The sequence below is a fragment of the Arthrobacter sp. D5-1 genome, assembly GCF_017357425.1.
Taxonomy (GTDB): Bacteria; Actinomycetota; Actinomycetes; order Actinomycetales; family Micrococcaceae; genus Arthrobacter.
The window spans coordinates 4396306-4416168 of record NZ_CP014571.1 but is presented as its reverse complement, the minus strand read 5'-3'; the positions used below and the strand labels follow the sequence as shown (position 1 = coordinate 4416168).

The 19863-nt window shown below is 62.6% G+C and carries 21 protein-coding genes; 12 read left to right on the top strand and 9 right to left on the bottom strand.

From position 1 onward, the window contains the following. Positions 1–2: 2 nt before the first annotated feature. From AYX22_RS20360 to glyA, 3 genes are read right to left on the bottom strand one after another with little or no spacing between them, the layout of a single operon-like run. Positions 3–419 (bottom strand): sarcosine oxidase subunit delta, encoded by a 417-nt coding sequence (locus tag AYX22_RS20360; protein WP_207595284.1) that lies wholly within the window; start codon positions 417–419, stop codon positions 3–5. 21 nt (positions 420–440) lie between these two features. Beyond that, positions 441–1661 (bottom strand): sarcosine oxidase subunit beta family protein, encoded by a 1221-nt coding sequence (locus AYX22_RS20355; protein WP_011776430.1) that lies wholly within the window; start codon positions 1659–1661, stop codon positions 441–443. After that, positions 1658–3043 carry a serine hydroxymethyltransferase gene (gene glyA, locus AYX22_RS20350; protein WP_242703429.1) on the bottom strand — a complete coding sequence of 462 codons (1386 nt, stop codon included), beginning with the start codon at positions 3041–3043 and terminating at the stop codon, positions 1658–1660. Before glyA ends, AYX22_RS20355 begins: the two co-directional genes overlap by 4 nt. A 151-nt stretch (positions 3044–3194) precedes the next feature. On the opposite strand from glyA, the gene AYX22_RS20345 reads away from it, so the two are divergent. The 4 genes from AYX22_RS20345 to AYX22_RS20330 all read left to right on the top strand — a co-directional run bounded on the left by AYX22_RS20345 (position 3195) and on the right by AYX22_RS20330 (position 8116). Next, a complete protein-coding gene (locus AYX22_RS20345) occupies positions 3195–3866 on the top strand; it encodes a GntR family transcriptional regulator (protein ID WP_089596525.1) in 672 nt (223 codons plus the stop codon). A 698-nt stretch (positions 3867–4564) separates the two neighbouring features. Then, complete coding sequence (locus tag AYX22_RS20340) at positions 4565–5923, top strand: MFS transporter (RefSeq protein WP_207595283.1); 1359 nt, start codon at positions 4565–4567, stop codon at positions 5921–5923. A gap of 28 nt (positions 5924–5951) precedes the next feature. Continuing rightward, positions 5952–7208: an aminopeptidase P family protein gene (locus tag AYX22_RS20335; RefSeq protein WP_207595282.1), complete on the top strand. Its 1257-nt coding sequence runs from the start codon at positions 5952–5954 to the stop codon at positions 7206–7208. Positions 7209–7294: 86 nt separating this feature from the next. Then, complete coding sequence (locus AYX22_RS20330; RefSeq protein ID WP_207595281.1) at positions 7295–8116, top strand: IclR family transcriptional regulator; 822 nt, start codon at positions 7295–7297, stop codon at positions 8114–8116. A 115-nt stretch (positions 8117–8231) separates the two neighbouring features. On the opposite strand, the gene AYX22_RS20325 is transcribed toward AYX22_RS20330, so the two are convergent. Continuing rightward, positions 8232–8711 (bottom strand): DUF4383 domain-containing protein, encoded by a 480-nt coding sequence (locus tag AYX22_RS20325; RefSeq protein ID WP_207595280.1) that lies wholly within the window; start codon positions 8709–8711, stop codon positions 8232–8234. A gap of 155 nt (positions 8712–8866) precedes the next feature. Between AYX22_RS20325 and AYX22_RS20320 the strand changes: the two genes are divergently transcribed. The 3 genes from AYX22_RS20320 to AYX22_RS20310 all read left to right on the top strand — a co-directional run bounded on the left by AYX22_RS20320 (position 8867) and on the right by AYX22_RS20310 (position 10797). Further along, on the top strand, positions 8867–9838 hold the full coding sequence (locus AYX22_RS20320) for a hypothetical protein (protein WP_207595279.1): 972 nt from the start codon (positions 8867–8869) through the stop codon (positions 9836–9838). Positions 9839–9946: 108 nt separating this feature from the next. After that, positions 9947–10333 carry a metalloregulator ArsR/SmtB family transcription factor gene (locus AYX22_RS20315; protein WP_207595278.1) on the top strand — a complete coding sequence of 129 codons (387 nt, stop codon included), beginning with the start codon at positions 9947–9949 and terminating at the stop codon, positions 10331–10333. Then, a complete protein-coding gene (locus AYX22_RS20310; protein WP_207595277.1) occupies positions 10330–10797 on the top strand; it encodes an SRPBCC family protein in 468 nt (155 codons plus the stop codon). The genes AYX22_RS20315 and AYX22_RS20310 overlap by 4 nt, the downstream gene beginning before the upstream one ends. Here the strand turns inward: AYX22_RS20310 and AYX22_RS20305 are convergent. Then, positions 10794–11450, bottom strand: coding sequence for a LysE family translocator (locus AYX22_RS20305; RefSeq protein ID WP_207595276.1), 657 nt, complete (start codon positions 11448–11450; stop codon positions 10794–10796). The genes AYX22_RS20310 and AYX22_RS20305 overlap by 4 nt on opposite strands. 101 nt (positions 11451–11551) lie before the next feature. Here AYX22_RS20305 and AYX22_RS20300 point away from each other — a divergent pair, with 101 nt between their 5' ends. Next, positions 11552–12007: an Lrp/AsnC family transcriptional regulator gene (locus AYX22_RS20300; protein ID WP_207595275.1), complete on the top strand. Its 456-nt coding sequence runs from the start codon at positions 11552–11554 to the stop codon at positions 12005–12007. A 7-nt stretch (positions 12008–12014) separates the two neighbouring features. Here the strand turns inward: AYX22_RS20300 and AYX22_RS20295 are convergent, their stop codons facing one another. Next, entirely contained in the window at positions 12015–12473 is a 459-nt protein-coding gene (locus tag AYX22_RS20295; RefSeq protein WP_207597669.1) for an Lrp/AsnC family transcriptional regulator, read from the bottom strand. A 362-nt stretch (positions 12474–12835) separates the two neighbouring features. Between AYX22_RS20295 and gluQRS the strand changes: the two genes are divergently transcribed. Together gluQRS and AYX22_RS20285 are read left to right on the top strand one after the other, a co-directional pair. Continuing rightward, on the top strand, positions 12836–13738 hold the full coding sequence (gene gluQRS / locus AYX22_RS20290; RefSeq protein ID WP_207595274.1) for a tRNA glutamyl-Q(34) synthetase GluQRS: 903 nt from the start codon (positions 12836–12838) through the stop codon (positions 13736–13738). A 9-nt stretch (positions 13739–13747) separates the two neighbouring features. Beyond that, positions 13748–14866, top strand: coding sequence for a serine hydrolase domain-containing protein (locus AYX22_RS20285; protein WP_207595273.1), 1119 nt, complete (start codon positions 13748–13750; stop codon positions 14864–14866). Here the strand turns inward: AYX22_RS20285 and AYX22_RS20280 are convergent. Beyond that, entirely contained in the window at positions 14863–15474 is a 612-nt protein-coding gene (locus AYX22_RS20280) for a TetR-like C-terminal domain-containing protein (RefSeq protein ID WP_207595272.1), read from the bottom strand. The two genes, AYX22_RS20285 and AYX22_RS20280, sit on opposite strands and share 4 nt — an antisense overlap. A gap of 103 nt (positions 15475–15577) precedes the next feature. Here AYX22_RS20280 and AYX22_RS20275 point away from each other — a divergent pair, with 103 nt between their 5' ends. Both AYX22_RS20275 and AYX22_RS20270 read left to right on the top strand, forming a co-directional pair. Beyond that, entirely contained in the window at positions 15578–16369 is a 792-nt protein-coding gene (locus AYX22_RS20275) for an SDR family oxidoreductase (RefSeq protein WP_207595271.1), read from the top strand. A gap of 45 nt (positions 16370–16414) precedes the next feature. Continuing rightward, complete coding sequence (locus tag AYX22_RS20270; protein WP_242703428.1) at positions 16415–16996, top strand: HD domain-containing protein; 582 nt, start codon at positions 16415–16417, stop codon at positions 16994–16996. A 123-nt stretch (positions 16997–17119) separates the two neighbouring features. Here AYX22_RS20270 and AYX22_RS20265 read toward each other — a convergent pair whose 3' ends face one another. Together AYX22_RS20265 and AYX22_RS20260 are read right to left on the bottom strand one after the other, a co-directional pair. After that, on the bottom strand, positions 17120–18364 hold the full coding sequence (locus AYX22_RS20265; protein WP_207595270.1) for a low temperature requirement protein A: 1245 nt from the start codon (positions 18362–18364) through the stop codon (positions 17120–17122). A gap of 132 nt (positions 18365–18496) precedes the next feature. Next, positions 18497–19822, bottom strand: a complete 1326-nt coding sequence (locus AYX22_RS20260) for a GNAT family N-acetyltransferase (RefSeq protein WP_089596512.1) — start codon at positions 19820–19822, stop codon at positions 18497–18499. Positions 19823–19863 lie beyond the last annotated feature (41 nt).

Below are 19863 nucleotides of genomic sequence, written 5' to 3'. Positions count from 1 at the left end.
TTCTAGACTCCTTCCGAGGAGATGGGGGTAGTTGCCGTGGGGGCTGTGGCTCCGGGGGCGAGCCCGGGTTCGCCGGCCTGGCCGAAGTCCCCGGACTGGGTGAACTCCCCTGGTTTGTCCGGTTCGCTCATCGGGCTGTTCACTGTGAGGTCCGGGCGGGGCTGGCCCATCCCGTAAATGGAGTGGATTTCGTAGCTCACGGTGTCGCGGAGCATGTTGAACCACTGGCGGCAGCCAGTGCTGTGGACCCAGCGCTCGGCGAAGGTGCCCTTGGTGTTCTCGCGGTAGAACAGGTATTCAGCCCATTCGCGGTCCGTGAGGTCGTTCGGGTTCTCCGGGTAGGCGATGTGTGCTTGGCCGCCGTAGTGGAATTCGGTTTCGTCGCGTGGCCCGCAGTTGGGGCATGAAATGAGGAGCATGTCTTTTCAGTCCTGTCCTGGCTAGTGGGCTACGGCTGCGGCGCCGTGTTCGTCGATCAAGGCGCCGGTTTCGAAGCGTTCCAGCGCGAACGGCTTGTTCAGCTTGTGCGGTGCGCCGGTAGCAATGGTGTGCGCGAAGGTCAGGCCTGCCGCCGGAGTGCCCTTGAAGCCGCCGGTTCCCCAACCGCAGTTGACGAACATGTTCTCCACGGGGCTCAGCCCCACGATCGGCGAGGCGTCCAGTGTGGTGTCCACAATGCCGCCCCAGGTCCGGAGCACGTGGGCCCGGGCGAAGATCGGGAAGAGCTCAACAGCTGCTGCCATCTGCTCCTCAATCACGTGGAACGAGCCGCGCTGGCCGTAGCCGTTGTAGGAGTCCACGCCGGCGCCCATTACCAGTTCGCCCTTGTGGGCCTGGGACACGTACACGTGCACGTGGTTGGACATGACAACTGTGGGGTGGACCGGCTCGTGCAGTTCGGAGACCAAGGCCTGGAGCGGGTGCGACTGGATCGGCAGGCGGAAGCCGGCCATTTCTGCCAGGACTGAGCTGTGGCCGGCGGCGCAGAGGCCCACCTTTTCGGTGTTGATGGTGCCGCGGGTGGTCTGGACTCCAGTGACGCGGTTGCCGTCCTTGATGAAGCCGGTGACTTCGCAGTTCTGGATGATGTCCACGCCCAGTTCGTCGCACTTGCGTGCAAAGGCCCACGCCACGTGATCGTGCTTGGCAATGCCTGCGCGTGGCTGGTACGTGGCGCCCATGACGGGGTAGCGGATGTTGTCGCTGATGTTCAGGATGGGGCAGAGTTCCTTGACCTGCTGAGGGTCCAGCCACTCAGCATCCACGCCGTTGAGCCGGTTGGCACCCACGCGGCGAACGCTTTCGCGGACATCGCCCAGGGTGTGGGCCAGGTTCATGACGCCGCGCTGGCTGAACAGGAAGTCGTACTCCAGCTCTTCCGGGAGGATTTCCCAGAGCTTGAGGGCGTGCTCGTAAATGGCGGCGCTCTCGTCCCAAAGGTAGTTGGAACGGATGATGGTGGTGTTGCGGGCCATGTTTCCACCGGCCAGCCAGCCCTTTTCCAGGATGGCGATGTTGGTCATGCCGTGGTTCTTCGCCAGGAAGTACGCGGTGGCCAGGCCGTGCCCGCCGCCGCCCACAATTACGGCATCGTAGCTTTTCTTCGGGTCCGGGTTGCGCCAGAGGAAGTCCGGGTGTTCGGGGAGGTGGTCTGCACTCACTGGGCTGCTCCAATCAGTTCTGCTTCGGTTGCGGCGCCATTGCCGTTGTTGTTCAGGTGCGGGTAAAGCGGGAACTTGTCTGCCAGCGCGGTCACGCGGCGGCGAAGTTCGACGGCGGTGGCCTCGTCCAGGGTGACGTCACCTTCGGTGCCTGTCTCTGAGCCTGTGGCCTTGGTGCCGCTGTTCGCTGCGGCGATCAACGCCGTCGCAATGATGTCCGAGACTTCGGTGAAGTCCTCAGCTTTGAAACCGCGGGCGGCGAGGGCGGGAGTGCCGATGCGCAGGCCCGAGGAAACCATCGGCGGGCGGGGGTCGAAGGGAACGGCGTTGCGGTTGACCGTGATGCCGATGCGGTGCAGCGTGTCTTCTGCCTGCTGGCCGTTGAGCACTGAATGGCGGAGATCGGCAAGGACCAGGTGGACGTCGGTGCCGCCGCTGACAACGGAGATGCCGGCTGCAGCTACGTCGTCCTGGAGGAGGCGCTGGGCCAGGATCTTGGAGCCTTCAAGAACGCGGACCTGCCGTTCCTGGAACTCCGGCTCAGCGGCCATCTTGAAGGCCACGGCCTTGGCGGCGATCACGTGCTCCAGCGGACCACCCTGCTGGCCGGGGAAGACTGCCGAGTTGACCTTCTTGGCGATGTCGGCATCGTTGGTCAGGATCACGCCACCGCGGGGACCGCCGAGGGTCTTGTGCGTGGTACTGGTGACGATGTGGGCGTGGGGCACCGGGCTGGGGTGCAGACCCGCGGCTACGAGACCCGCGAAGTGGGCCATGTCCACCATGAGGTAGGCACCCACCAGGTCGGCGATGCGGCGGAACTCGGCGAAGTCCAACTGGCGGGAGTAAGCAGACCAGCCGGCGACGATCAATTGCGGCTTGCTCTCAAGAGCCAGGCGCTCGACCTCAGCCATGTCTACAGTGTGGGTGTCCTCGCGGACGCCGTAGGGGACAACCTTGTAGAGCTTGCCGGAGAAGTTGATGCGCATGCCGTGGGTCAGGTGGCCACCGTGTGCCAGGTTCAGGCCCATGATGGTGTCGCCGGGGGTGATCAGCGCGTGCATGGCCGAGGCGTTGGCCTGGGCTCCGGAGTGGGGCTGGACGTTGGCGAACTCTGCACCAAACAAGGACTTCAGACGGTCGATGGCCAGCTGTTCGATCACGTCTACGTGCTCACAGCCGCCGTAGTACCGCTTGCCCGGGTAGCCCTCGGCGTACTTGTTGGTCAGCACCGATCCCTGGGCCTCCATGACGGCCGTGGGAGCGAAGTTCTCAGAGGCGATCATTTCCAGCGTGGACTGCTGGCGGATGAGTTCCTGGGCGATCGCCTGATCGACCTCCGGGTCCGCCTGGGCGAGCGGGCGGATCAGCGGTTCAACCATGGTGTTCTCCTTCAAAGCTTGTCTAGTGGCCGACTGTTAGGCAACTGATATATTAGAACTATTGCCATAGTATGTTGGAGATCACATAGTCGTCAACAGGTCAGCGGTAACTCATCCAGCAGACTATGAATGCGACTAACGGGAGAGACTAATGAGCGCAGCACTGGAAGCACTGGAATCAGTTCCGCAGGGCACGTCCCTGGCGGAGAACGCCTACTTGCTGCTGCGCGACCGGCTTATCATGCTGGACATCAAGCCCGGCGACCCCATTAATGACGGCCAGATTGCTGCAGAACTGGGAATCGGGCGCACCCCCGTCCGCGAAGCCATCAAACGCCTTGAAAGCGACCATCTCGTGGTGTCGTACCCGCGGCGCGGCACCTTCGCCACCGGCGTGGACATCACCCAGCTCGCCGAAGTCTCCGAAATCCGCGAGCTCCTGGAACCGCTCGCCTCCAGGAAGGCTGCCCGCATGGCCAGCCCCGCCATGCGTTCCGAGCTTCGCGGCGTCGCAGCGGCCATCCGTGATCTCGAAGGCCAGGACAATTCCTCCCAGGAACTCATGCGCTACGACATCCAGGTGCACCGGCTCATCTACAAAGCCTCCGCCAATGCGCACCTCGAAGACGTTCTGATCCGATACGACAACCTCGCCACCCGCATCTGGTGCCACATGCTCGAGAAGATGCCCTCCGTGTCCGGTCACATCTCCGAACACGCCGACCTCCTCACGGCCATCGCCGACGGCGACGAAGACCGCGCCGCCGAACTCGCCCTGCACCACGTGGTCAGCTTCGAAGAGACCATCCGCAAGGTCCTCTGACCCTCTCTCACGTCCCTCGTGCTTGAGGCGGACCCTCTCTCACGTCCCGCGTGCTTGGGCGGGTCCCTCTCTCACCTCCCGCGTGCTTGAGCCGTACCGCCATCCGGTGGCGGTGTTATCCCCTGCGCGCTCGCTCGATCCTCGCTTAGATGCGCGCTTCCGGATAACCCCGCCTCTCCCGACCCTCTCTCACGTCCCTCGTGGTTAGGGCGGACCCTCTCTCACGTCCCTCGTGGTTAGGGCGGACCCTCTCACGTCCCGCAGGGTTCTTCTTGGATACAGTCCCCCTCGGGCCCATGGGTCCAATCTGCTCCGACCCTTCGGCTCCCGTCGCCTGGCTGCGGGAGCGTGCGCAGCCGCTAAGGGTGGAAGGCTCGACGTCGATGCCGACTCGAGTGTCGACGTCGCCTCACTTCACTTCATCCTGATGAAAGAGCGTTCGTGATGTGGGCGTGGGATGTGAGAGAGCTTCGGTGGGCGTATGGGCGGCCTGGTGGGCTCTTCCTTCCCATTGATGCAACAGGGTTGGAGCTGACGCAACGATTTCGTTTCGCGCTATTAGCCCGCTCGGCCCCTTGCTGAAGCCTGCATGCTGGTAATTAATCCAAAAAATTAACTCTTGACCGTGACGTCGCTCACACATAAGCTGTTGCAACAGCGTTGCGTTCAATGCAACCCCAAAAGATTTTGGTGGACACATGAGCAATGAATCCTCTGTGGCAGCCGAGCAAGGCCTTTCATCAGCCGCCGGCCCCGACCACGCTCCAAGCCTCAACAACAAAGTCAGCAAGGACACTCGACGGCGAGTGGTCACTGCCAGCTTCATCGGCAACTTTGTGGAATGGTTCGACTACGCCGTTTACGGCTACCTGGCTGGCATAATCTCGACTGTTTTCTTCCCCGAGTCCGACCGGCAAACTGCCCTGCTGGCGACGTTCGGCGTCTTCGCGATCTCCTTCTTCGTGAGGCCTCTCGGTGGTTTCATCTGGGGCCATATCGGTGATCGTCTCGGACGGAAGCAGGCACTCTCCCTGTCGATTGTGCTGATGTCAGTGGCCACGTTCTGCATCGCCTTGATTCCCGGCTACGCCACCATCGGCGTGATGGCCCCCATCCTGCTCTTGGTCGTAAGAGTTGTCCAAGGCTTCTCCGCAGCAGGCGAGTACGCAGGGGCGTCCGCCTTCCTGGTGGAATATGCGCCGGCGAATCGCCGCGGACTCTACGCCGCCGTCGTGCCTGCCAGTACCGCAGCGGGACTGCTGCTGGGATCCTTGCTTGCCGCCCTGCTGAGTTCAGTCCTGACCGCGGAGCAGCTCAACGAATGGGGCTGGCGTCTGCCCTTCCTGCTGGCCGCGCCTATGGGTTTGATCGGCCGGTACATCCGGACCAAGCTCGAGGACACACCGGCATTCCGGGAATTGGCCGAAAAGGACAATGCGGTGAAGGCTCCGGCGTTCGCAATGTTCCGGACCTATCGGAAGCAGCTCGTCATCGCCACTGGTGCGGTGCTGCTCAATGCGGTGGGGTTCTACGTGATCCTCAGCTACATGCCCACCTACTTATCGGAGGAGCTGGGCTTTGGTGCAACAGAGTCGTTCCTGGCCACCACCATTGCCTTGGCCAGTTACATAGGTTTCATCTTCCTGACGGGCATCGCCTCGGACACGTTCGGTCGCAAGCGAATGCTTATCACCGCGTCAGTCCTTTTCATTCTGCTGACAGTGCCTGCGTTCATGCTCCTGGACACCCGCAATTTCCTGGTGATCGTGCTGGTTCAGATCCTGCTGGGCGGCATGCTCACCCTCAACGACGGCACCCTACCGAGTTTCCTCGCCGAACTCTTTCCCACGAAGGTCCGGTACACCGGGTTTGCCGTCAGCTTCAACCTCTCCAACGCCTTGTTCGGCGGCACGGCGCCGTTCATGGCCACGCTCCTGATCGGTATGACGGCCAGCAAACTGGCCCCCGGCTGGTACCTCGTGGCCGCCGCCGTAGTTTCCCTCATCGCAGTCCTGTTCGCCGCCGAGACTTCCAAGAAACCTCTGCTTCAGGACTAGAACAACCAAACCCATTGAAAGGAACCGCATGACCATCACCCAGAACGAGTCCGTCAACGATGTCGCCAAGCTCGAGCGCACCAAGGTCCTCAACAACGGCGAAAAAGTATCGCTGACCTTCTCCGATGCTGAGTTCGAGCGCCGCCTCGCTGGCCTACGCCGCATCATGGCCGAGAAAGACCTGGACGCCGTCATCCTCACCAGCTACCACTCCATCAAGTACTACTCCGACTTCCTCTTCACCTACTTCGGCCGCTCCTACGGCATGGTGGTGACCAAGGATGACACGGTTACCATTACGGCGAATATCGACGCCGGTATGCCTTGGCGCCGCAGCTACGGGGACAACCTGGTGTACACGGACTGGCGCCGTGACAACTACATCCACGCAATCCAGGAAGTCCTACGCACGCGCTGTATCAACCCGCGCCGCATCGGCGTCGAAGATGACTCGCTGCCGCTGGACAACCGCAACAAGATCCAAGCCGCGTTCTCCGGTGCGACTCTGGTGGATGTCGCACAGGCGGCAATGCGCCAGCGCATGATCAAATCGGACGAGGAAATCGCAGTCATCAAGCATGGCGCCCGCATTGGAGACCTCGGTGGTGAGGCCATCCGCAACGCCATCACGGCCGGCATCACCGAATACGAGGTTGCCCTGATCGGCACCGAGGCCATGGTCCACGAGATCGCCCGCACTTTCCCGGACTCGGAAATTCGCGATACTTGGGTGTGGTTCCAGTCGGGCATCAACACCGACGGCGCCCACAACTGGGCCACTACCCGGAAGATCCAAGAACACGACATCCTGTCCCTGAACTGTTTCCCGATGACCAGTGGCTACTACACAGCCCTGGAACGTACCTTGTTCTACGGCGAACCTGATGCCCGGTCCCTTGAGCTATGGAACATCAACGTTGAGGTGCACAGGCGCGGCCTCGAGCTGATCAAACCCGGTGCCGTCTGCAAAGACATCGCCGCAGAGCTCAACGAGATCTACATCAGCCACGGTTTGCTGCCCAATCGCACGTTCGGATACGGCCACTCGTTCGGTGTGCTGAGCCACTACTACGGACGCGAAGCGGGCCTCGAACTTCGCGAGGACATCGATACAGTGCTTGAACCCGGCATGGTGGTCTCCATGGAACCCATGATCACAGTGCTGGACGGCCAGCCGGGTGCCGGCGGATACCGCGAGCACGACATCCTTGTGGTCGGTGAAGACAGCGCGGAGAACATCACCAAGTTCCCGTTCGGGCCTGAGTACAACATCATCGGAGCTTAGGCGGCTCGGCCGGTGGGTGCCCGGTACGGTGTCCACGGGCCGCGTTCGGTCCGGCGAGCTGGCCGCCGTCGAAATATAGTGAACCCATGACTCCCTCGGAATCCAGCGACGCTTCCAGCAATGGCGACAACAAAAGCACCTCGGTCATCGTTAACGCCATCGCAGTGCTGCGGAGCTTCACGGCCGACGAACCACTTCTGGGAGTCACCGAAATCGCGGGCCGAATCGGCCTTCACAAGAGCACCGTCTCCCGGATCCTCGCGACCCTGGAACAGGAAAACCTAGTAGAGCGCGACGTCGATTCACGCAGGTTCCGCTTGGGGCTGGGAATGATCGCCATGGCGGGCCCGCTCCTGGCGGAACTCGAAGAGCGCCGCGTTGCCTACCCGGTCCTGCGTGAACTCACCGAGCGGACAGGGGAGACGAGTGCGCTCATGGTGTGGAACGGCAACGAATCCATGTGTGTGGAACAGATCCCCAGTCGGCATCAGGTAAAACACCTCACTCCGCTGGGTGCGCGGTACAACGAGGCCCTGAGTTCGTCAGTGCAGGTGTTCCTAGGCGCAGAGAATGACGATAGGGTGCGTCAGCTGCTGCGTAGCGGTTCGATCACCCTTCCTGGTCTGGACGAGGAGGCAATTGAGGCGTATCTCTCCCGAGTGGAGGACTCCATGAAACGCGGCTGGGCAGTGAATTTCGGGGAGACGTCCATTGAGGAAGTCGGTGTGGCCTCGCCCGTTTACGACCATCGTGGCGACATCGTGGCGTCCGTCCTGATTCCGGCGCCGAAATTCCGCGTCTCACAAGACACCTTGGACAGCCTCGGTGAAGCCTGCGCCGCAGCCGCTGCCAAAGTCACCACGCGGCTGGGTGGGCGCGCCCCAAACCATCGCCGAGACGGCATTTGATGACAATCCGGAACGCCAACATTGTCATTAAGTGCCATCCCGGCGGTAAACGAAACGGCGGCCGTCCCCTCAGGGGGAGCGGTCGCCGTCGTTTGTTCACAACGTGTGTGAAGGTTTACATCTTCCGTCGGGCCGTTGTGGTTTCGTCCATGGCATCCCTGCCCAGCCAGGCGCCCAAGCCGATCATGGCAACGCCGAGGATCAGGTGCAGCCAGTTGTCAGCCGTGTTGAACGGGACAAAGTTGGCAGCTGTTTCCTGGTTGATGACCAGGCCGTAGATCCAAAGAACGATGTACACGGCGCCGCCGCCCAGGAGGAACAGGCGGGCCATGCGTGCGTTCCTTGCCATGGCCAAGCCGGCCACGCCAAACAGCAGGTGAACGATGTTGTGGAGTATGGACACTTGGAAGATTCCAAGCAGCATGGCGCCTGACTCATGTCCAGCAAAGGTCATGGCGCCGAAATTGGTGGTGATTCCCGGGATGAACCCCAGGACGCCTACCAGCAGAAATACAATGCCAACGCCCATGGCGGTGTTGCGAAGCGTCAACCCCATCATGTGGTGGTGTTCGGCGGGGTGCGAAGCGGTGGTCATCAGTCCTCCCTTTCACGCGGTTACCCGGCTCTTCTCATGGAGAGCCGACCTGCGGCAAGGGGTGTGGCAAAACCTTGCCGACGCCGCCATAATACTCCTGAAATGCCTCCGATAGCAGGGGATGTGCCCAGTTCAGCGGCGGTTAGCATGGATTTATGAGCCAAGCTCCGAACGGACGTGTGCACACGATCTTCCACGACACCCGCGATCTCACTCCCTTCCGCGAGGGCTACGTCCGCACCCCGGTCCGTGGCCTGGCCGACGGTGTGAATGACGTGCTGTCCGGCGTGCTGAGCGGACGTGACCACGCGAGGTTGTCCGTGGTGGGCAACGTACCGCGGTTGAAGATGCTTTCCTCCAGGACGGCCAAGGCGATGCACGAAGCCGTGTTCACCTCCACGGAGCCGGATGGGCTTCTCGCTTTTGGCCGTATGAATCCGGGGTGGGCCGGCTTATGCCACGTTATGGCAGGCCTGCTCGCATACAAGCATGGCGGGTTCCTGCGGGCTTCGGAGCTGCTGCAGCGCGGTTTAACAACAAGGATCGACGACGACGCCAGCCAGTTCTCGGCTACGTACCTTGGGCAGGTGGTCACCAAAGTCGAGGTAGCCGAACGCATCGAGGTTCCGGTTCTGTTCAGTGAGGAATCCGTGTTCCTGGCGCTGGCCCATTGCCTGCGGGAGATGGGGATGACCGAGTCGGCGTTGGAAGCAGTGGTCGGCTTGCCGCCGTCGTTGCCTTCTGCCCTGGCGCGCTGCACCGCGGCGTATTCGCTGGAGCGGCACCGGGACGTGGTGCTGTGGACCGAAGGTTTGCTGAACACTGACGACCTATCGGCTGCCTTGTTGCTGATCCGTGCGCGTTCCCAGCGGGCACGGGGTGACATCGAATCCGCGCAGCTGGCCTTGAAGGAAGTCCTCCGGCGGCGGAAGACCAACCTGGCGTTGAAGAATGATGCACTGACAGACAGGGCACTCCTCGCGCTTGACCAAGGCCGCCGAACCCTGACTCCGCGGTCCAGGCGTCCTGCCCCTCCGGCTGAGCTGGAGACGCTGGAGGTCATCCGGAAAGACGCTGAAATGCGGCGCCTTTGGGAGAACGACTTCAGGCAGCTGGGCGGCGAATAAAAACCATTGCGTCCTCGGGGGAGGAAGCGTATTCTCTTAATCAACCAAACAGTTGATCAATGAATCGATTGACTTAGGTTTGGTCGAGGACGAAGGGTTGAAGCGGCGATGGAACACGATGCCCCGGGGTCGGAGACCCTGGACAGGGCTTTTATGGCGTTGGCGGATCCGGTGCGGCGGGCCATGGTGGCCCGGCTGTCCCGGGGAGATGCCACTGTCAATGAGCTCGCGGAACCATTCGCCATCACCAAGCAGGCGGTTTCCAAGCACATTCAGGTCCTGGAGCATGCGGGCCTGGTGACCCGATCCCGGGATGCCCAGCGCAGGCCGGTTCATTTGGATGCAGCAGCTTTGGAGAGATTGACGGCCTGGATTGACCAGTACCGGCTGATCGCCGAATCCCGCTTCCGGCAGTTGGACGAACTGCTGGCTGCGGGCATCTCCCACCAAGAACACGAGAACACAACAGCAAAGAAGAAAGAGGAACTGAAATGAGCAATCCAACAACAATCACCGCTGACAGCGGCGTCCCGTTCGTTGATACAGTCCGCGAATTCGATGCTCCCGTCAGTGCGGTCTTCAAGGCCCATGTTGACCCGGACCTCTTGGCCAAATGGCTGGGCCCGCGCAGCACGGTCACCAAAATTACCGAGTACAACGCCACCACCGGCGGCAGCTGGCGCTACGAAAGCGGTGACGACAACGGAATGTATGGCTTCCGCGGCGTCTTCCACACCGTTGAAGCCGACGCACTGATCATCCAGACAGTGGAGTTCGAGGGCGCACCCAACCAGGTAGTCATCAGCACCACCACCTTCGAGGAAATCGACGGCAGGACCCGGATGGTCGCCCACGAGGTCTACCCCTCCGTGGAAGCCCGCGACATGGCCCTTGCAACGGGAATGGACTACGGCGTGATCGAAGGATACGAGCGGCTGGACGAACTGCTTGCTGCCTAAGCGCCCGCCGGCTGCAACTGCAGCAGCAGCGGGAGGAGTTGCTCGGACAACAGCACTGTTCCCAGTCCGATCATGATGATCCCGCTGGTCAGCGTCACAACCCGCGCGGCACCCGGCCGGGAAGCCAGCAACTTCCGGGACGTCAGGGCCACGCCAGTGTAGACCGCCCCTGCCAGGATCACGAAGGTCAGGCCCAGCAAACCTGACTGGACCGGAACGGGCAGTGCTGCCTCGGGGCTGACGAACTGCGGTACCAGCGCGATAAAAAAGAGCAGGCCCTTGGGGTTGATGCCGCTGGTACCCATGCCTTGAAGGAAGGTGCGGAGCTGGTTTCCGGACTGCACGACGCCGGCTTCCGCGCTGAAGCTCGCACCTCGCCACGAGCGGATGGTCGAGCCGCCGAGCCACAATAAGTAGGCCGCACCGGCGATGGTCAGCCATCCCAGGAGTCCCGGGACTCCTGCCAGCAGAGCGGCCAAGCCTGCCACCATCAGCAATGTGTGGATGACATACCCGCTGCACAGGCCCGCCACTGCGGGAACGAAGCTGCGTTGGCGTAGGCCGGCCGAGATTGAATACGCCCAGTCGACGCCGGGGGTGCACGCCAAGCTGACGGCCACCAGCATGAAGGCGAGGAACAGCTGCGGATTCACGATCTCTCCAGAGGTAGTTGGTAGGAAAACTCTAGGAAAAATCCGCCCATAAGTGTTCCCGGATTTAGCCCTTGATCCGGCATTTTGGGTAAGATTCTTGCGTGATTGACGGAATCGATAGAAGTATTTTGCGCCACCTTAAAGAGGATGGCCGAATGACGTCGACAGCCTTGGCCTCCAAGGTGGGTTTGACCGTGGCTCCATGCCATCGGCGGCTGAAGGATTTGGAGTCGTCAGGGGTGATCCGCGGCTATCGTGCCGACATCGATCCTGCTGCCGTGGGGCTTTGTTTCGAAGCGATAGTATTTGTCACCCTCAAGCAGGTGGAGCGCACCATCATGGCCGAATTCGAGGAGCGCGTGACAGCCAGTCCCAACATCGTGGAGGCGCAGCGGCTGTTTGGCTCCCCTGACTATCTGTTGAAGGTCATTGCCGCAGACTTGCCTGCCTATCAGCGCTTCTACGACGACGAACTCGCGGCTCTTCCAGCCGTGGAACGACTGACGTCAACCCTGGTGATGAAGAACTTGAAAACCAACATCGGCCCGCCCGTATAGTCCCGGCCTACTCGGCAAGCAACCCAGTTGTCCGGTAGGGAATCACTTCGCGGAGGAACATGCTGGTGGACGTGCGCACGATTCCGGGGCATAGGCGGATTTCCTCGGACACGCGGTAAAGATCGTCCGGGCTCTTGGCTACCACCCTGATGATGAGGTCGGTATCGCCGGCGGGTGCGTGGCACTCGAGGACTTCGGGGATGTCCCGGAGTGCGGCGATGGCTTCATTCAAGTGGCTTTGGTCCAGTTCGGCGCTGACCGCAGCCGCGACGCCACGCCCCAAGGCCGCCGGCAGGACGCGGCTGCTGTTCGGTCGCAGGGCTCCGGCGGCCGTCATCCGTTCCAAGCGGGACTGCACAGTTCCCCGCGCGAGATGGAGCTTCTGGGCCAGCACCATGATGGGCACACGGGGATCGTTGTCGAGGGCGGCCAGGATTCGCCGGTCCGTCGCGTCGAGTTGCTGCAAAGTGACCACTTCCTGTCCAAGTTTTCCGGCCAGACTGGTCAGATCGACCGTTCTTTTTTGTGTCCGTTGCACCAACTGTATGTCTCCTGCTCAAATGGTGACAACGAAGCAGGGCAAGGCTACCGCCGGACCCCGCAGGCACCAGGCATCCGGAACACCACCCGGATCCCTGCACAGGTTTCCCGCAAGGAAGCAGCCGCTGATTGACTCTTGTTCACAGCATTGTCATTCTGCACTCGCCCGTATCGTGCGGGCAGCACAGTAAGAGCCCCTGAGCCACCGGATCGTTGCGGTAGCTGAGGGGCTCTTGCATTGCCCCGTCCCGGCGGACGCCGCGGAGCACGGCCACATAGGCTTGGAGCATGACTTCAGCTGGCCGTTTCGCCCCGAGCCCTTCCGGCCAACTACACGTCGGCAATCTCCGTACGGCCATCCTGGCCTGGCTCTTCGCGAAGTCCAGCGGTAGGGACTTCCTGCTGCGCGTCGAGGACCTGGACCGTACCCGGTCCGGCGCCGAAGCGGAGCAGCTGCGCGATTTGGAGGCCGTCGGCGTCAGGTGGGACGCCGGCGTCGTGCGCCAGACTGAACGCGCGGCGTTCTACGACGAAGCGATTGCGCGCCTCACTGCTGAGGGCCGCACCTACGAATGCTTCTGTACCCGCCGGGAAATCCAGGAAGCAGCGTCGGCGCCGCATGCGCCGCAGGGCGCGTATCCGGGGACCTGCCGGCGGTTGTCCCACGCTGAACGGGAGATCCGGCGCGCGTCACGCCCGGCGTCGATACGCCTCCAGGCGGACGTTGTTGAGTGGGCTGTTGAGGACCAGTTGTGCGGCATCTATAGGGGCATGGTGGACGACTTTGTGCTGCGTCGAAATGACGGAGTGACCGCCTACAATCTGGCAGTGGTGGTGGACGACGCCGCCCAGGGAATCGACCAGGTGGTGCGCGGCGATGACCTCCTCCCTTCCACCCCGCGGCAGGCCTACCTGGCGACGCTGCTGGGCCTGCCCGTTCCCGAATATGCCCACGTGCCACTGGTGGTAAACCACGACGGCGCCAGGCTGGCAAAGCGCGACGGTGCGGTCACGCTGGGCGACCTCGCCGCCGTCGGAATTCCTGCCGGAAGAGTCCGTGACCTGATCCTTGAATCGGTGGGCCTGCCTGCCGGAACCCTGGAGGAGGCGTTGCCGCACTTCCGCCCCCGGAGCCTCCCCAAGGAGCCATGGGTGTGGAAAACCCCCGGCCCTGAAACGCCCACCACGTAGGCTGTCTGGATGCATGCAAAGGTGATCGCCCCAGGTTTCGAACCCGTCGCCGAGCTCTTCGGCAGTTTCCTCGATCAGGATCCGGAGTATTCGGCGCAAGTCGCGGCCTACCATCGCGGCGTCAAAGTGCTGGACCTCAGCGGCGGACCGCATATCCGCCCGGACTCGGTTACGGGCGTCTTCTCCTGCTCCAAAGGCATGGCGGGCCTGGTCATGGCGTTGCTGGTTCAGGACGGCACCTTGGACCTTGATGCCGAGGTGACCAAGTATTGGCCGGAGTTTGGTGCCGAGGGGAAAGCTTCGATCACCGTTGCCCAGCTTCTTTCGCATCAGGCCGGGCTCCTTGGAGTGGAAGGCGGCCTCACCCTCCACGAGGTCAACAACTCCGGGCTCGCAGCCGCCAAGCTCGCCAAACTGCCGCCGCTATGGAAACCCGGCACTGCTTTCGGCTACCACGCACTGACCATCGGTATCTTCATGGAGGAGCTGTGCCGCCGCATCACCGGTTCCACCCTCCAGGACGTCTTTGAACAGCGGATCCGGGCCGCAACCGGAGCGCACTTCTACCTTGGCCTGCCTGACGCCGAAGAGGCCCGCTTCGCTCCCTTCCGCTGGGCGGCCGATCCGGCGTGGCCGTGGGTGGATCCTGCCAGCCACGCCGGACTGGCGGCCAACTCTGCCGTGGGCGACATCCTGGACTTGCCCAACATCCGGGAGGTGCGGGCCGCGGGGTTGAGCTCGGCTGCTGGAGTGGCGAGTGCGGATGGGATGGCAAGAATCTACGCTGCAGCGCTGACAGGGTTGGAAGGCGAACCCGCCGTTCCCCCTCTCCTGACGGAGGAGACCATTCGTGCGGTAACCCGCGAGCAGGTTTTCGGCATCGACCGCGTCTTTGGAGAGACTGGCTGCTTTGCCACGGTGTTCATGAAGTCCCACACTCGGATGCCGTTCGGCAGCTACCGCGCATTCGGGCACGACGGCGCCAGCGCATCTCTGGGATTCGCGGACCCTGTGTATGAACTCGGCTTTGGGTACGTGCCGCAGCAGGCGGAGCCCGGGGGAGTGGGCTGTCGCAACTTCCAGCTGAGCGCGGCGGTGCGGGAAGTGATCGCTGGGCTCGCGGCTTAGCTGGGCTGGGCAGCCGGGACTCCGGCCGCCATGCCTGCCCATAGGGTGTCGGTGGCAGCGGTGACTACGTCGTCCACTGAAGTGCCGTCCAAGTGTCCGCCGGCCGCAAGGAGGGCAGTCCCATGAAGGCTGACGAAGCACACCATGGCCAGTGTCCCGGGGTCGCCTTCGGCCAGGACGCCGGCTTCCTGGGCCTCGGCGATCATGGCTTGGGCAACATGTATTCCCTGGGCGCCAGTGTTCCGCAGTTCCTCGCTGGAATCGGGGTGGTGTTTGGTGGAGTACATCACCGTCAGCAGGGCGGGGTGCTCAACGGCAAAGTCGACGTATGCCTTGCCGACGCGGACGAAACGGCCATGGAGGTCATCGCTGGACTGGGTGGCATCCCGGATCAGGCGGTTCATCGACTCAAAGCCAGCCAGCGCCACGGCGTCGATCAGGGCTTGCTTGTCACGGAAGTGCTTGGCCGGAGCGCCGTGGCTGACGTTGACATCACGGGCCAGCTGCCGCAGGGAAAGTCCTTCCACGCCGGCTTCCTCAATGGTCTCCATGGCGCGCTCCAGGAGCGCCTCCCGGAGTTTGCCGTGGTGGTAGGGCTGGTCAGTCATGACTCAAGTCTAAGCCAATGTAGTCATTGACAACAAAGTAGACACTGCCTACCATGTAGACAGCGACTACATCAGTCTCTTACTCAACCGATGGGATTCCGCCATGACCATGACCTACGCAGGTACCACTGCACTCATTACAGGTGCCAGCTCCGGCCTCGGCGCTGAGTTCGCCGGACAATTTGCTGCCCGGGGCTCCAACCTCGTCCTGGTGGCCAGGCGCGCAGACCGTCTGGAGAAGTTGGCCCAGGACTTGCGCTCCCGCCACGGGGTCACCGTGACCGTGCTCCCCATGGACCTGGGCCGTGCAGGGGTGGGGCGCGAGCTCTTCGATTCACTGGCCGGCCGCGGGATCACCGTGGACACGTTGATCAACAACGCGGGCTTCGGCACCCATGGGCCTTTGGTTGAGGAAGATCCGGACACTATTGCGTCTGAGATTTCCTTGAACGTGGCCGCCTTGGTGGACATCACCCGGGCTTTTCTGCCGCAACTGCTCGACTCCGGAAAAGGTGCCCTGGTGAACGTGGCCAGTACTGCCGCTTTCCAGCCCATTCCCGGCATGGCCGTTTACGGTGCCACCAAGGCCTTCGTCCTGAGCTTCACTGAAGCCGTGGCCCACGAAACCAAGAACTCCGGACTTAACGTCCTGGCCCTTTGTCCCGGCGCCACGCGCACTGAGTTCTTCGACGTCCTCGGTGGCGAGTCCGCCGCGGTGGGCAAGATGCAGACCTCCGAACAGGTTGTTGGAACAGCGATCAAAGCCCTGGGTCGCAAGGACACGCCCGGCAGCGTTGTCTCCGGGTGGGTCAACCGGGTGACGGCTGGGTTTGCGCAGCGCTTGCCCAGGGCAGTCACGGTCGCCATCGCCGCACGCGCCGTACAGGACTGGTAGATCCCCCCACGCGCTTGCCGTCCCGGAACAACCGATAGCCTGAACATGGGATCGATCGCCGTTGATCCCATGTTCAACCCGGAGGCCAGCATGACCGAACCACACTTCACTGTAGAAACAGCCCAGGTCCTGGCGGAGGTGGCCCACAACCGGCAGAAGGACAAGCTCAAGCGCCCCTACCGCGAGCACGTCCTGGCAGTGGGCGATGCTCTGGCCGACTTTGATGAGGACATCCAGATCGCCGGCTACCTTCATGACATCGCCGAGGACACTCCCATCACCCGGCAGGCACTGCTGGAAATGGGCGTGTCCGAGCGTGCGGTAGACATTATCGAGCGTGTCACCCGCCGCTTCCACGACGACCCGGATGACTACGACGCCGGCATCCGTTTTGTTGCGGAGGATCACGACGCCACGTTGGTGAAGATCGCGGACAACGCCCACAACTCGCTCCCGGAACGGGTTCAGGCCCTCGCGGAGAAGTGGCCGGACAAGCCGCCGGTCACCCGCTACGCCGATGCCCGACCTGTGCTGTACACGGCCGTTCCCCGCGACGAGGTCAGGATGATCCTGGAACGGATCAACCCATACCTGCTCCAGGAACTGGACGAGATCGTTCCCGAGTAACCCCTCCGCGCCCGTTGTGGGGCCTGCTCTGCGTGCCTCGGGGACTGAAATGGCGCGCAAAGCGGGCCCCGCAGCGACGGGCTTTGGCGCAAAAGCCCCAGCAATGCCCTGTAACGCGAGCTCCTAGCCCGCGGCGTTTTCCAGCCTTCGGAGCGCGGCGGCCCGGCCCTTGTGGCCGCGTCGTTCGTCGTAGGCGATCGACAGGCCCAGAACCAGCATCATCTCCAGCATGCACACCGGGACTGATGCTCCGGCGGCAGCCAGGGCTATGCTTCCAGCCAAGCCCAAAACCACCAAAGCTGAGCTCACGAGGTGTTCGCGTTCCAGCCCGAGCATGATGCTGTACAGCGTTGTGAGCGAGATCTTGAACAAGATAATCGGCAGGGCAATCGAGGCAACAGCGGCAGCCGCGGGAATGTGTGCTTCATGATCAATGAAGTACGCGGCAACGTGCAGGCCCGCACCTGTGGCGGCAATGGCGGCAAAGACCGGCATGTGCCCATAGCCAAACACCCACGAACGATGCCGCTGGACGTGCAATGCCGGGCCGGAGGGCAGGATGAAGTAGATCCACCACATGGCGAAGGCCAACCCGGTGCCACTCAGCCCGACCAGTGCTGCATCCACGGACCACTGATGGGTAGCAACAATGGCACGCAAGGTTTCAATTGCGCCAATCAAGCATTCGCCCAAGGCGATGATGGCCAGGAGCCCGTACCTTTCCGCGATGTGATGGGCGTGCCACGGGGTACGGATCTCCCGTTCCGCGAAGTAGGGTGCCGCCATCTCCATGATGAACAGCGGAGTTGCCACAAGGAACGTGGTGAGGACACTCGCGTCCACCAACAGCACAACAACCCAGCCGATCTGGACGATCGCCACGTACTTTGCATAGCGCAAACAGGTATCCCGGCGTTCGGGATCCTGGCGGGCAGCGCGAAGCCATTGGAAGATCAGGGCCACACGCATGATGATGTAGCCCAGCACGATGGTGACATTGTCCACGTGCCTGCCCTCGATGATCGAGTGGAACATCGGCTCGATGCCCATGGCCAGGATGAGCACGCCCACCATCTGGATCATGGTGACCACACGGAACACCCAGTCATCGGTGTCGTAGGCGCTGGCGAACCACGTGAAGTTGATCCAGGCCCAGATCACCGCGAACATGGCGAACGAGAAGGCCAGCAGCCCAGGCCAGAAGTGCGCCTCCGCCACCGCATGGGCGAACTGGCTGCCAGCAACACCGAAGGCAATGACAAAGGTCAGGTCAAAGAAGAGCTCCAGCGGGGTTGCTGTGCGGTGCTTTTCATGGGGATCGCGGCCGCCCATGCGGGACAGCGCATGGCGAAGGGGATTCGAGGACATGGCTCAAAGATTACCGCTGCCCCTGCCTTCACGCCGAGACCGCCGCAATGCGTCGAGACCGCCCGGAGAGTTCCGGCGAACCCGCAGTGTTCCGGCGAACCCGCAGTGTTCCGGCGATCTCGCGGGAAGGAGTTACACCCGCCCCAGCACGTCGATGTCCTCGAGGAAGTCCTGGTGCACTTCGGGACTCACGGTGGTGCGCGTGTCACCAATCGCGTCGAGGTAGTCCTGCGTCACGGGTCCCTTGCGCCCGTTGGACCCGGCCCCGGACGCAGCGCCGGCTGAACCGCCCAAAGCAGCGCCGTCGTCGTACACTGCTTTTTCCAGGGCACGCTGGGAGGCGCTGCGGGCCGCGAACTCGATGTCGGCGGGCGAGAAGCCTTCCGTCCGTTCCACCAGCTGGGCGATGTCCACGGAGTCCACCACTGTGGCGGGGATGAAACGCTGCCACATGGCTTCGCGGGCGTGGACGTCCGGGAGGCCGATGGGGATGACGTAGTCGAACCGGCCGTGGCGGAGGAATGCGGTGTCCAAGGCGCGGATGAAGTTGGTGGCGCACACCAGGAGGCGGCCGGGTTGTTCGCGGAAGGCCGGGATGATCTTGAGGAGTTCGTTGGTGACGCCCTGCAGCGGCGACGGCGGATCCCCGGCACGCTGCGACGCGATTTCCTCCACCTCGTCGATGAACACCACTGCGTGCTCCAGTTCGGCGATTTCCAGGAACGTCTCGCGCAGCGCACCGGCCAGGCCCTTGGGGTCAGCGGCCAAGCGCGACGGGAAGACCTCTACGAACGGCCACTCCAGCCGCGACGCAATGGCCTTGGCAAACGTGGTCTTTCCCGTACCTGGAGGACCGAACAGCACAACAGCCCGGGGCGGCACCACGCCGTATTCGTCGGCGAGGTCCGCCTCGGCCAGGGGAAGCACCAGGCGGCGTTCCAACAGTTCCTTCTCGCGGCGCATGCCGGCCACGTTCTCCCACAGATCCCGTGCAAGGATGCGGCCACCGAGCAGGCTCAATGGCTCCAATTCCTGCCGCTGCACAGGTATGGTGCGCTCGAAATAGCGCAGGTTCTTCTTGACCACAAAGCCTCGCCCCAGGAAGGCTTCCACCCGGGTTTCAGTTTCAGGCATGAGTGCAGACAGCTTGTTGAGGCCGTGCGGGGCCATGCGGTTCTCGACGGCGGACAGCAGCGAGGTGCCGATGCCGCGGCCGCGGAACTCCGTCAGCGTGGCCAGGAACACGATCCAGCCTTGGTCGTGTGCGGCGCGTCCGACGGCGGCGCCCACCACTTGGTCGCCCTGCACCGCGACCACGGCGTGGTCCTTTTCGCACGATGCCAGGACCTCGGACAACGCGTACACCGGCTCCACGCCGTCGGCTTTGAGTGACTCCCAGAGGTGGAGGATGCCATCGAGGTCGGATGAGTGGAAGTCCCTGATGCGCCAGTTGCTCATGGGTAATGCTCCTGAGTTTGCTAAGTGAGTCGCCATTGATT